Raw genomic sequence first — 12,413 nt, 5'->3', positions numbered from 1 at the left:
GACTCAGTCGGTGCCGGAGTCGAACGCGGCGGCCTCGGATGCCTCGTCCACCGCGTCGGCGAGACGTTCGCGGTCGGCGTCGAAGGGCGCCGCGTGCTCGGTGATCTCGTCCGCTTCGCCGGCCTTCAGGTTGCCGACGAGCGCCGCCGTTGCTCCGCCGATCATGCCCATGGCGGCGTACTGCTCGAGGCGGGTACGCGAGTCGGCGATGTCGAGATTGCGCATCGTCAACTGGCCGATGCGGTCGGTCGGACCGAATGCGGCATCGCCGACGCGTTCCATCGACAGCTTCTCGGGACCGTACGACATGGCGGGGCCGGTGGTGTCGAGGATCGTGTAGTCCTCGCCGCGACGCAGGCGCAGCGTGACGGTTCCGCTGATCGTCGACCCGACCCACTTCTGGATCGACTCGCGCAGCATGAGCGACTGCGGCTCGAGCCAGCGGCCCTCGTACATCAAGCGACCGAGGCGGCGACCCTGCTCGTGATACGTCGCGAGGGTGTCCTCGTTGACGATCGCGTTGACCAGGCGCTCGTAGGCGGTGAAGAGCAGCGCCATGCCGGGGGCTTCGTAGATCCCGCGACTCTTGGCCTCGATGATCCGGTTCTCGATCTGGTCGCTCATGCCGAGACCGTGGCGTCCGCCGATCGCATTCGCCTCGCGGACGAGCTCCACCGGGTCGCCGAACTCGCGGCCGTTGATCGCGACGGGCCGTCCGGCCTCGAACGTGATCGTGACGTCCTCCGTGGCGATCGCGACGGATTCGTCCCAGAACCGCACGCCCATGATGGGCTCGACGGTTTCGAGCGACACGTCGAGGTGCTCGAGGGTCTTCGCCTCGTGCGTCGCGCCCCAGATGTTCGCGTCGGTCGAATAGGCCTTCTCGGCGGAGTCGCGGTACGGGAAGCCGTGGGCGACGAGCCATTCGCTCATCTCTTTGCGTCCGCCGAGCTCGGTGACGAAGTCGGCATCGAGCCACGGCTTGTAGATGCGCAGGCGGGGGTTGGCGAGCAGGCCGTAGCGGTAGAACCGCTCGATGTCGTTGCCCTTGTAGGTGGAGCCATCGCCCCAGATGTCGACGCCGTCCTCCTTCATCGCGCGCACCAGGAGGGTGCCCGTCACGGCGCGACCGAGCGGCGTGGTGTTGAAGTACGTGCGGCCGCCCGAGCGGATGTGGAAGGCGCCGCAGGCGATCGCGCTGAAGCCCTCTTCGACGAGCGCGGCTTTGGCGTCGACCAGGCGCGAGACCTCGGCGCCGTACTCGAGGGCCCGACCGGGGATCGCCTCGACGTCCGGCTCGTCGGGCTGGCCGAGGTCGCCCGTGTACGTGCAGGGGATCGCGCCCTTGTCGCGCATCCACGCGACGGCGACGGAGGTGTCCAAGCCACCGGAGAAGGCGATGCCGACGCGCTCGCCGACGGGCAGGGACTGAAGGACCTTCGACATCCTTCGAGTCTACTGAGAGGCGCGGTCTGCCCGAGACGACGCCCGTCGGCGACCGACCCACACCACGAGCAGACCGACGGCGATGATCGCGAGGGCGATCGCGACGACGTACACCGCGACCCCCGCGTAGCCGGGAGGCTGGAGCGCCGGATTGTGGGGATTGAGGAACGGGTAGGGGTACCAATACGGCTCGCCGTTGGCGGGAGAGGTGACCAACGGGCCGCGCACGAGGGTGTAGACGACCCACGCGATCGGATAGACGACGATGATCCACACAGCACGCCACGGCAGGGCTCGTCGCCGCGGGGCGAGGAACAGGTCGAGCACCAGCACGATGGGCACCGCAACGTGCATCACCTCGTTCGACCAGGCAACCGTCTCACCCTGCGGCAGCTGAATGCCCCGCAGCAGCAGGTTGTAGACGATGCCGGTGATCACCATGTAGGTGGTGACGCAGGCGAGCAGAACGGCGAACCAGCGCGGCTCGACATCCGTTCGTGCGTGACGCGTCCAGAACAGGATCGCCCCGATCGTGAGCGTCACGGCGGCGGCGACGTTCGACTGGATCGTGAAGAAGCTCAGGAAGTTCGCAATGACCGTGCCGATCTGGTGGCCGTATTCCGTCGTCGCGGCCTCGGCGTTCGAGACCGTACGGACGAGTTGGGCGATGACGGCGGCGATGCCCACGATGGCGGTCAGGATGCGGACGACCGCCCAGGCCTGAGACCAGGCCGCGGATCGGAGCAGGGTGGAAGACATGGCCAAACACTAGCGGCGGCCTCGCGTCCCCGATCGGTGCCGGACGACCTCGATAGGATGGTGTCTTACCGTCCTGACAAGAAATCCGGGGGCCCACCATGCCAGGAATCGTGATCGTCGGCGTGCAGTGGGGCGACGAAGGCAAGGGCAAAGCCACCGACCTGCTCGGTGAGCGTACCGACTGGGTCGTGAAATTCAACGGCGGCAACAACGCCGGCCACACCGTTGTCATCGGCGACGAGAAGTACGCGCTGCATCTGCTGCCCTCGGGCATCCTCTCGCCCGGCGTCATCCCGGTGATCGGCAACGGTGTCGTCGTCGATCTCGAGGTGCTCTTCGCCGAGCTCGGCGCGCTCGCCGCCCGCGGCGTCGACACGTCGAAGCTCCGGGTCAGCGCCAACGCGCACATCATCACGCAGTACCACCGCACGCTCGACAAGGTCACCGAGCGCTTCCTCGGCAAGCGCCAGATCGGCACCACGGGACGCGGAATCGGTCCGGCGTATGCCGACAAGATCAATCGCGTGGGCATCCGCGTGCAGGACATCTTCGACGAGAACATCCTGCGGCAGAAGGTCGAGGGAGCGCTCGATCAGAAGAACCACCTCCTGGTGAAGGTGTTCAACCGTCGCGCGATCTCGGTCGACGAGGTCGTCGAGGACATGCTGTCGTACGCCGACCGCCTGCGGCCCATGGTCGCCGACACCGGACTGCTGTTGAACGACGCGCTCGACGCGGGCGATGTCGTCGTCTTCGAGGGCGGCCAGGCCACGATGCTCGACGTCGACCACGGCACGTACCCGTTCGTCACGTCGTCGTCCGCCACCGCCGGCGGCGCCGCCACGGGCTCCGGCGTGGGCCCCAACCGACTCGATCGCATCGTCGGAATCGTCAAGGCGTACACGACCCGCGTCGGCTCCGGACCCTTCACCACCGAGCTGTTCGGCGACGAGGGCGACTGGCTGCGCTCGCGCGGCTTCGAGTTCGGCACGACCACGGGTCGCCCGCGCCGCGTTGGCTGGTACGACGCCCCCATCACGCGATACGCGACGCGGATCAACGGCATCACCGACCTGGTGCTGACCAAGCTCGACATCCTCACCGGTCTCGAGCAGGTTCCCGTTTGTGTCGCGTACGACGTCGATGGCGAGCGATTCGACGAGGTTCCGGTCAACCAGTCGGACTTCCACCACGCGACGCCGATCCTCGAGTACTTCCCGGGTTGGTCGGAAGACATCTCGAAGGCGCGCACGTTCGAGGACCTTCCGGTTGCGGCGCAGGATTACGTGCTGGCGCTCGAGGGCATGAGCGGCACGCGCATCTCGGTGATCGGTGTCGGCCCCGCGCGCGACCAGGTCATCGTGCGACACGACCTCGTGGACTGACATGCGGTTCTGGGTCGGGGGGTACTCCTCCGACATGGAAGGCACTGCCGAGGGCATCGGCCTGCTGACCGCGGGCGAGGATGGCTCCCCCTTCGCATCCGGCCCGCTCTCGTTTCGCGGTGCGGTGCGTCCGGCGCTCGCGTCGCCGTCGTGGATCGCGGCCCACCCCCGCCTGGACGTCGTTTATGCGGCGCTCGAGGGTGAGGGGCGGGTGGCCGCGCTGGCGCGAACCGGGGACACGTCGTTCACCGGCCTCGGTCCGTCTGTCGAGGCGGGCGAGGCGGTGTGCCACATCGCGGTCAGCCCTGGGGGCGAGTACTTGCTCGCGAGCTGCTGGGGCGATGGCCGGGTGGTGCGGATCGCTCTCGATGGCAGCGGACGCCCGACCGGACGCGCGGTTGCGCAGGCGGCGCGCGATCCGTACGGCGTCGTGGGCGCTGACCCGCGCGATCTGCCTCGCGAGGATGTCGACGACGAACCCCAAGACCCGCGGGTGGCGGCGGAACGACGCGAGGAGCGGATGTCGGGGGTGCCGGCCGACCGGGATGCCGACCGGCGCCAGGCCGCGATCGGACTCGCCGACGCCGCGGCGGCCTTACGGGCGGCTGCCGGCGCCGAGTTCGCCCACCTGATCCCTGATCACGACCGACCGACCGAGCCCGATGTGCATGGTGGCACACTGCTGACCCGCGCGGTCGACGCGGATCAGCCCGCACGAACCTCCCGTGCGCACGCGGCGGCATTCCTCCCCGACGGTCGAGCACTCACGACCGACCTCGGTTTCGACCTGGTGCGGGTGTGGCGGACAGCCGCGGGTCGCTTGGTGGCCGATCACGACGTCACCCTGCCGCGCGGGTCGGGCCCGCGGCACCTGGTCGTGCACCCGAGCGGCTTCGCCTATGTGCTGACGGAGCACTCGGCCGAGGTGTTCGTGCTGGGCGCCGACCGGGCAGGACGGTGGAGCGTGCGCGGCAGCGTCCCGGCCGCGGCGCTCACGCTTCCGGATGACGCGGGTGCTGAACTCGCGGCATCCCATGATCGTGCGTTCTTGTATGCCGGGCTGCGGGGGAGCGACACGATCGCGGTGCTGCGGGTCGTGGGCGACGGCAGCAGCCTCGAGCCCGTTGCGCTCGCCGAGTCGGGGGTCACCTGGCCCCGGCATCACCTGGTCGTGCGAGACACGTTGCTCGTCGCGGGGCAGCGCTCGGACGATGTCGTGTCGCTCTCGCTCGACATCCGCACTGGTGTGCCCAGCAAGGTGCGGCAGCGGGCGAGCGTTCCGTCACCGACCCGCATCCTGCGCGTCCGCGACTGAGGCCCCGCGCCCGTCCGCCCCGCCAACCCGCCCGGGCCAGCCCGCCCCACACGCCGAAACACCCGATTTGCCCCGAAACACCCTGTGTCGCGGGGTGTTCCGGGGCAGAATGGGTGTTTCGCCGGGGTAGAGCGAGAGCGGCTAGAGCTTGGCGTCCTGGCGCGGCACCCACACCTGCTTGATGATCAGCAGGATCGACGCCGAGACCGGAATCGCGACCAGGGCACCGATCAGGCCGAGCAGCGTGCCGCCGACGAGCGCGCCGATCACCACGAGGGCGCCCGGGATCTCGATCGTGCGGTTCATGACGCGGGGCGTCAGTACGTAGGCCTCGATCTGGATATAGGCCAGGTAGAACCCGGCGAACAGCAGTGCTGTGAGCGGGTCGGAGAACAGGGCGATGACGCTCGCGATGATCCAGTACAGAACGGGACCGATCAGCGGGATCAGGGTGATCAGGAACGCAATCACGGCCATCAGCGCCGGGAAGGGCAGGCCGAGGATCAGATGCAGGATGAAGGCGAAGATGGCGTTGGCCGTCGCCAGCACGACCATGCCGATCAAGTAGCCGCCGATCGACCCGGTGATCTGCTCGGTGAGGTCGCGCAGGCCCGGGCGGTTGCGGGCAGGCGCCAGGCGGTAGAACGCGGCCTTGATCGCCGGCATCGACGCGATGAAGTAGAGGGTCAGCACGAGCGTGATGAACGCGCCCGAAATTCCCGAGACGATGCTGATCCCGACCTGAACGGCGCCGCCACCGATTGCGGCGATGTTGCCGGGGTCGGTGATGAACGACTCGAGGTTGTTCAGCAGGTCGGGCACGGCCGCGCCGAACTGGCCCTGCAGGTAGGCGAACCAGTCGGATTGCTCGGCGGTGCTGATCAGACCCGGGATGTCGCGCACGAACTGCGAGATCTGCTGCACGACCGTCGGGATCACGAGCCACAGGATGCCCACGAGCAGCAGCGCGATACCGAGGAACACGATCGCGATCGCCCAGCCGCGCTTGACCCCGCGACGCATCAGCCAGTCGACGACCGGCTCGAGACCGAGGGCTGCGAAAAGGGCGAGCACGATGTAGATGATGACGGTCGCCAGGTTGCTGACCGCCAGGCCGAGCAGAAGGGCCGCGAGGCCACCGAGCGTCAAGGTGAACCCGACCGTGAAGGGCTGGTCGATGCGTGCCCAGAACGATCGGATCCCCGACGCGGGCGTGTCGGATGCCGGGGGCACGGGATCGGTCGTGGCGTCGCTCATGGTCACACCATACTGGGCGGTGTCAGGGGATGGTGGGCGGTGTCGTCGGACGCCAGGATCGCCGCAGCGAACGACTGGTGGGGCCGGTAGCCTCATGGGGAAGGAGGGCCCCGTGACCCACGAAAGCGATCCGCGAAACGAGCTGCTGCGCCTGCGGGCCAGCATCGACAACATCGACGCCGCGCTCGTCTACATGCTGGCCGAACGCTTCCGCTGCACCAAGCAGGTCGGCGTGCTGAAGGCGACCCACGAGATGCCGGCCTCCGACCCCACGCGCGAGATCGAACAGGTGGCTCGTCTGCGGCGTCTCGCCCTCGACGCCGATCTCGACCCCGCCTTCGCCGAGAAGTGGTTCAACTTCGTCGTGGCCGAGGTCATCCATCACCACGAGCAGGCGGCTAACGGGCGCTGAGTCGGCCGCCTCGGTCTAGCATTCGTGTCATGTCCAGCGATCTGCCCATCGGCACCCTGATCGGTACGGCCGAACCGACGACCGCGAACGTTCTCGCGACCCGACTGAACCGACACACGTTCTGGTGCGGACAGAGCGGGTCGGGCAAGACCTACGCCCTGGGCGTCCTGCTCGAGCAGGTGCTGCTGCATACGCGCCTCCCGCTGGTGATCCTCGACCCCAACTCCGACTTCGTTCGCCTGGGCGATGTGCGCGAGGGTGCTCCCGCCGAACAGGCCGCCGAACTCTCGACCCGAGACATCCGGGTCTTCCGCCCCGGACACCCGGACCATCCGTTGCACGCGCGTTTTCTAGGCATGCCCTTGCGCTCGCGCGCCGCGCTCATGCAGATCGATCCGATGGCCGACTTCGATGAGTACAACGCGATGCTGCGCTTCGAGCCCGAGATGCCCTTGGTTGAGAACGGCGATCTCGTCGGTCATCTGCGTTCGGGCGAGGGCGCGATACGGCACCGACTCGCGACGCGACTCGAGAATCTCGGGGTCGCCGACTGGGACCTCTGGGCGTGGGGCAAGCGGGCCGTCACCGACGACATCGATGAGCGTCCGGATGCGACGGTGCTCGATCTCGGTGGGTTCTCGACGCAGGCGGAGTCACGGGCCGCGGCCCTTGCCGTGCTGGATCACCTGTGGGAGCACCGCGAGGAGCGCATCGGACGCCTTGTCGTGATCGATGAGGCTCACAACCTGTGCCCGCCAGACCCGACAACGCCGGTCGAGCGATTGCTCACCGAACGGATCGTCCAGATCGCCGCCGAGGGACGCAAGTACGGTATCTGGTTGCTTCTCTCGACGCAGCGTCCGACGAAGGTCCACCCCAATGCACTCTCGCAATGCGACAACCTGGCGCTGATGCGCATGAGTTCGCCCCGGGATCTTGACGATCTGTCGGCGGTATTCGGCTACGCGCCGCAGTCGCTGCTGGAACGCTCGCCCGGTTTCGCGCAAGGCCAGGCACTGTTCGCGGGCGGTTTCGTCACCGCGCCGACGCTGGTGCAGATGGGCGAGCGTCTGACCCATGAGGGCGGCAGTGACGTGCGGGTGCCGCTGCGCTGACGAGCCGGGCCCTGGCGCGCGCTACGGAACCGCGCGCCGCAGCGGGATGAACGACGTTCCTGCGAGCACCGCGATGACGAGGATCGACCACAGGGCGAGGCTCAGCGCAGTCTGTCCGGCGAACCAGCCGAAGATCGCACCCCACGAGTCGGTCCGCCCGATCAGCCACATCGCGGCGACCAGCACCGCACCGATCGTGATCAGCGTCGCGGTCAGCCAGAAGGCCCCGAACCGCTTGTAGAGCGTGGCCGACCAGAAGCCGATCGAGAAGAACGTCATCGCGAGCAGGAAGTAGAACGCGAACGCCGCCAGCGGCCCGCCCTGCCAGATCTCCACGCCGTAGAACATCCAGCCGTTCATGCCCCAGCCATCCGTCGCCCGCTCGATCAGACCACCGATCACGAAGACGACCGAGAGGATGGCCGCGGTGATCGCCGCGGTCAGGTACGTGCCGAGGAAGAACTCGCGTCGGGTCACGCTCATCGCCTGCGAGAACGGGAAGGTGAGGGTGAGCGATTGCACGCCGACGACAAGGAAGTACCACAGTGGCGCCTGGGCACCCCCGCCGACCTTGACCCCGTCGCCAGGAATGAGCGCATATACCGCCAGCGAGAGGACGAAAGCTCCCGCGAGCACGAGCAGCGGGATCCAGATGTACGTGTTGCGGTTGATCAGCTGCATCCGGACGACGTTCAGTGTGCGGCTCATCGCAGGGCTCCCTCATCGATCGGGGCGGCGGCGGACTCCGCCGCGTGCTGGGTGATACGGACGATCAGCTGCTGCAGCGAGACGGGTGCGGCATCGAGCCCTGCCGCCGCAAGATTTTGACGATCCTCCGCTGTCAGCGCGCCGAGCACGGTCACCGAGCTGACCCGGCCGAGGCTCTCGCGATGGATGACCTCGCGGCCCGCGACGAATGCGTCGACCGCCGCCGAGTCGCCCACGATGTTGGCGGCGCGGTCGCGCACGGCATCCGTCTCTTCATCCATCACGATGCGCCCACGATCGATGACGAGGACGCGCTCGAGCAGGTTCGAGACCTCGTCGATCAGGTGCGACGACAGGATGACGGTGCGCGGATGCTCGGTGTAGTCCTCGATCAGACGGTCGTAGAAGATCTGCCGCGCGACCGCGTCGAGCCCGAGGTAGGGCTCGTCGAAGAACGTGATCTCGGCGCGCGACGCCAGGCCGATGATGACCCCGACGGCCGAGAGCTGCCCGCGCGAGAGCTTCTTGATCGCCTTCTTCTGCGGTAGCTGCAGCTCGTCGATCAGGCGGTCGGCGAGGTCCTGGTCCCAGTTCGGGAAGAAGAGTCGGGCCGCACCGAATGCGTGCTTGGGGAGAGCATCGTCGGGGTACTTCTGGCTCTCGCGCACGAAGCACATCCGCCGCAGCACCCGGGCGTTCTCATAGGGGTGCTCGCCGAACACGCGGATCTGCCCGCTTGTGGCGAAGTTCTGCGCGGTGAGGATCGACATGGCGGTGGTCTTGCCGGCGCCGTTGCGGCCGAGCAATCCGTAGATCACGTCCTTCTCGATCGTGAACGACACGTCGTCCACCGCGAGGGTGTCTCGGTATCGCTTAGTCAGGTTCTGCACCTCGATCACCGGGTTCATGGCATGGTCCTTTCGGAAGGCGCGGGAGTGCTGTCGTCGGCGCGCTCGCGGATGAGCGCGACGAGGTCGTCGGGTCCGAGACCCAGTCGGTGAGCTTCGGCGAGGAGGGGTTCGAGGTAACGATCCGAGAACGCTCCCCGCCTGACGGCGAGGACGCGTTCGCGGGCGCCGGCGGCGACGAACATGCCGATGCCCCGTCGCTTGTAAAGCACGCCCTGGTCGACGAGCATCGAAACTCCTTTCGCCGCGGTCGCGGGGTTGATGCGGTAAAACGCCGCGAGTTCGTTTGTCGACGGGGCCTGGGATTCTTCTGCAAGACTGCCGTCGACGATCTGGTCCTCGATGCTCTCGGCGATCTGCAGGAACAGGGCCCGGCCTTCTTCGATCACACATTCCTCCGGCCAGTGGGTTAGTTAGTTACATGAGTAAGTAACCATATGACCCCGAATCTGTCAAGATATGACTGAAATCGACCGTTTTGCGCCCGCTCAGATTTGCCCCATTTGCCCATGTCTGATGGTCTGGAACCAGAGGCCATGTGGCCTTCACGACCAGTCCGCGCTCGTTAGACCCCAACCCGATGGGTGTGTCAGCGAAGCGTACGGTCGGCGATCTGGGCGGTAGACCCGATGTCCACCGCCGGTGTCGCGAGAGTCCCGAACGGGATGCCCGCAGGCCGAGGATCGCCCACCCGGGCGTGACCGATGCGATCCCGTGAGCGCTGGGACGCCGAGGTAGCAACACGTGTCAACCGCGCATGCCATCGAGGCTCAAGGTCTCTACAAAGTCTTCGGCCGCAACCCCAAGCAGGCGGTCAAGCGTTTAGCCGCCGGCGAGAGCCGCACCGAGGTCGAGGACGCCGGCACCGCCGCCGTGATCGACGCGAGCTTCACGGTCGAGCGCGGCGAGATCTTCGTGATCATGGGGCTCTCCGGCTCCGGCAAGTCGACCATCATCCGCATGCTCAACGGTCTGCACGACGCCACGGCCGGCACGATCACCGTGCAGGGCCAGGCGGTGACCGACATTCCCGCCGGCAAGTTGCGAGACATCCGGCGCGATCGGATGTCGATGGTCTTCCAGCACTTCGCACTGATGCCGCACCGCACCGTCGCCGCGAACGTCGCCTACCCGCTCGAGCTCCGAGGCGTCGCCAAGGCCGAGCGCCTCGCGAAGGCAGAAGAGATCCTCGCGATGGTGGGTTTGAGCGGGTGGGGCGACAAGCTTCCCTCCGCACTCTCCGGCGGGATGCAGCAGCGCGTGGGTATCGCGCGCGCGCTCGCCGCCGACACCGACATCCTGCTGATGGACGAGGCGTTCAGCGCGCTCGACCCATTGATTCGCCGCGAAATGCAGGAGCAATTGCTGTCGCTGCAGCAGAAGCTGCAGAAGACGATCGTCTTCATCACGCACGACCTCAACGAGGCGATGTTCCTCGGCGACCGGATCGCCGTCATGCGCGACGGCCGCATCGTGCAGATCGGCACGCCCGAAGACATCCTCACCGACCCGGCAAACGACTACGTCGAGCAGTTCGTGCAGGATGTCGATCGGGCCCGCGTGCTCACCGCCGCCAACGTCATGGAGCGTCCGCGACCCACGGTCAGCGACAGCGGCGGACCGCGCACCGCGCTGCGTCAGATGCGGGATGCGTACTCCTCGGCCGCATATGTCGTCGGCCGCGATCGGCGCCTGCTCGGCATCGTCACGGACCGCGACGCGGTCAAGCTCGTGCGCCGTGGCGAGAATTCGCTCACGTCGGTCCTGTCGCCGGTGCCGCAGAGCGTCTCGCAAGACGAGGTCTTGATCAACCTGTTCGTCCCCGCCGTCGAGTCGCAGCTGCCGCTCGCCGTGACGGATGACGAGGGGCGCCTCGTCGGCGTCATCCCGCGCGTCACCCTGCTGGCGGCCCTCGGTCCCGGCATGAATGAGACCTCGGAGATCACGATCCTGCCGCAGCCCATGCCCTCCACCGAGATCGATGCGCTCTTGGCGAGCTCGACCGACGGAGCGCCCGCGGTCGAAGCGCCGGCCGGCAACAGTGAGGCGGTGCGCTGATGGATGGCTTCCGCATTCCTCTCGGAGACTGGATCGATACGGGCGTGGACTGGTTGCGCGACAACCTCGCGTGGCTCTTCGACATCATCACCGTGGTCGTGCGCTTTCTGGTGGACAGCCTCACCGACGGCCTCGTCGCGATCCCGATCTTCGTCGCGATCGCTCTCTTTGCGCTGCTCGGCTGGTTCTTCCGCTCGTGGCAGATGGCGCTCGGTACCGCGCTGACCTTCACGCTGATCGTCGCGATGGACCTCTGGGAGCCCGCGATGCAGACGCTCTCGCTCGTGCTGGTCGCGACGCTCGTGGCGCTGGCCATCGGAATCCCGCTGGGGATCTGGTCGGCTCGCAACGACACGGTACGGGCCATCCTCAAGCCGGTGCTGGACTTCATGCAGACGATGCCCGCCTTCGTGTACCTGATCCCCGCGATCACGTTCTTCAGCATCGGCGTCGTGCCGGGTCTGGTCGCAACGGTCATCTTCGCGTTGCCCCCGGGTGTGCGCCTGACCGAGCTCGGTATCCGCGGCGTTGACTCCGAGACCGTCGAGGCGGGGCATGCGTTCGGTGCCACACCGGGACAGATCCTGCGCGGCATCCAGCTGCCCCTCGCCACGCCCACCATCATGGCCGGCGTCAACCAGGTCATCATGCTGGCCCTGTCGATGGCCGTGCTCGCCGGCATCGTCGGCGCGGACGGCCTCGGCAAGATCGTCGTGCAGTCGGTGTCGACGGTCAACCTTTCGCAGGGCGTCGAAGCAGGACTCGGTGTCGTCATCCTCGCGGTCTTCCTCGACCGCGTGACGGCAGCGCTCGGCAACCCGGGCGATTACCCCCGCTCGCTGCGAGGTGTCTGGCGGCGTCGCCGCACGGCACAGAGCAGCGACTCTCGCCGCGATGCAGGCGGCGGCTCGAATGCCGCAGCAGACCAGGCGGAGCGTGAGGTCGCTTCACCGCGACGCGCTCCCGTCGGTGGCGGCGTCCTTTGACCCGCCGCCAGAAGAAACACAACTGAAAACCCATACGAAACGCATGAGAACACGCATGAAGATG

12 protein-coding genes are annotated in these 12,413 nt (G+C 67.3%); 6 read left to right on the top strand and 6 right to left on the bottom strand.

What is annotated here, in order from left to right; translation table 11 throughout:
* Positions 1 to 3: 3 nt before the first annotated feature.
* Together argG and MIC448_RS04535 are read right to left on the bottom strand one after the other, a co-directional pair.
* Positions 4 to 1,446 carry an argininosuccinate synthase gene (gene argG / locus MIC448_RS04540; RefSeq protein ID WP_036296624.1) on the bottom strand — a complete coding sequence of 481 codons (1,443 nt, stop codon included), beginning with the start codon at positions 1,444 to 1,446 and terminating at the stop codon, positions 4 to 6.
* Between the two features lie 9 nt (positions 1,447 to 1,455).
* Positions 1,456 to 2,205, bottom strand: coding sequence for a Pr6Pr family membrane protein (locus tag MIC448_RS04535; protein WP_051513134.1), 750 nt, complete (start codon positions 2,203 to 2,205; stop codon positions 1,456 to 1,458).
* 98 nt (positions 2,206 to 2,303) lie between these two features.
* Between MIC448_RS04535 and MIC448_RS04530 the strand changes: the two genes are divergently transcribed.
* A complete protein-coding gene (locus MIC448_RS04530; protein ID WP_036296622.1) occupies positions 2,304 to 3,590 on the top strand; it encodes an adenylosuccinate synthase in 1,287 nt (428 codons plus the stop codon).
* A gap of 1 nt (position 3,591) precedes the next feature.
* Positions 3,592 to 4,905 (top strand): beta-propeller fold lactonase family protein, encoded by a 1,314-nt coding sequence (locus MIC448_RS04525; protein WP_036296619.1) that lies wholly within the window; start codon positions 3,592 to 3,594, stop codon positions 4,903 to 4,905.
* A gap of 141 nt (positions 4,906 to 5,046) precedes the next feature.
* On the opposite strand, the gene MIC448_RS04520 is transcribed toward MIC448_RS04525, so the two are convergent.
* Positions 5,047 to 6,162 (bottom strand): AI-2E family transporter, encoded by a 1,116-nt coding sequence (locus tag MIC448_RS04520; RefSeq protein ID WP_051513143.1) that lies wholly within the window; start codon positions 6,160 to 6,162, stop codon positions 5,047 to 5,049.
* A 112-nt stretch (positions 6,163 to 6,274) separates the two neighbouring features.
* Here MIC448_RS04520 and MIC448_RS04515 point away from each other — a divergent pair, with 112 nt between their 5' ends.
* Both MIC448_RS04515 and MIC448_RS04510 read left to right on the top strand, forming a co-directional pair.
* Entirely contained in the window at positions 6,275 to 6,574 is a 300-nt protein-coding gene (locus MIC448_RS04515; protein WP_036296758.1) for a chorismate mutase, read from the top strand.
* Positions 6,575 to 6,603: 29 nt separating this feature from the next.
* Positions 6,604 to 7,689, top strand: coding sequence for an ATP-binding protein (locus MIC448_RS04510; protein WP_036296617.1), 1,086 nt, complete (start codon positions 6,604 to 6,606; stop codon positions 7,687 to 7,689).
* Positions 7,690 to 7,710: 21 nt separating this feature from the next.
* Here the strand turns inward: MIC448_RS04510 and MIC448_RS04505 are convergent, their stop codons facing one another.
* From MIC448_RS04505 to MIC448_RS04495, 3 genes are read right to left on the bottom strand one after another with little or no spacing between them, the layout of a single operon-like run.
* Entirely contained in the window at positions 7,711 to 8,397 is a 687-nt protein-coding gene (locus tag MIC448_RS04505; protein ID WP_036296614.1) for a hypothetical protein, read from the bottom strand.
* Complete coding sequence (locus MIC448_RS04500; protein ID WP_036296611.1) at positions 8,394 to 9,305, bottom strand: ABC transporter ATP-binding protein; 912 nt, start codon at positions 9,303 to 9,305, stop codon at positions 8,394 to 8,396. The genes MIC448_RS04505 and MIC448_RS04500 overlap by 4 nt, the downstream gene beginning before the upstream one ends.
* Positions 9,302 to 9,694, bottom strand: coding sequence for a GntR family transcriptional regulator (locus MIC448_RS04495; protein ID WP_036296609.1), 393 nt, complete (start codon positions 9,692 to 9,694; stop codon positions 9,302 to 9,304). The genes MIC448_RS04500 and MIC448_RS04495 overlap by 4 nt, the downstream gene beginning before the upstream one ends.
* A 355-nt stretch (positions 9,695 to 10,049) precedes the next feature.
* Between MIC448_RS04495 and MIC448_RS04490 the strand changes: the two genes are divergently transcribed.
* Complete coding sequence (locus tag MIC448_RS04490; RefSeq protein WP_036296606.1) at positions 10,050 to 11,363, top strand: glycine betaine/L-proline ABC transporter ATP-binding protein; 1,314 nt, start codon at positions 10,050 to 10,052, stop codon at positions 11,361 to 11,363.
* The gene (locus tag MIC448_RS04485; protein ID WP_036296604.1) at positions 11,363 to 12,349 is read left to right on the top strand and encodes a proline/glycine betaine ABC transporter permease; all 987 of its coding nucleotides are present in this window, start codon (positions 11,363 to 11,365) and stop codon (positions 12,347 to 12,349) included. Before MIC448_RS04490 ends, MIC448_RS04485 begins: the two co-directional genes overlap by 1 nt.
* Positions 12,350 to 12,413: the final 64 nt, after the last annotated feature.

The organism is Microbacterium sp. C448, assembly GCF_000582705.2.
Lineage (GTDB): Bacteria > Actinomycetota > Actinomycetes > Actinomycetales > Microbacteriaceae > Microbacterium > Microbacterium lacus_A.
This window is presented reverse-complemented; position numbering and strand designations above follow the sequence as displayed.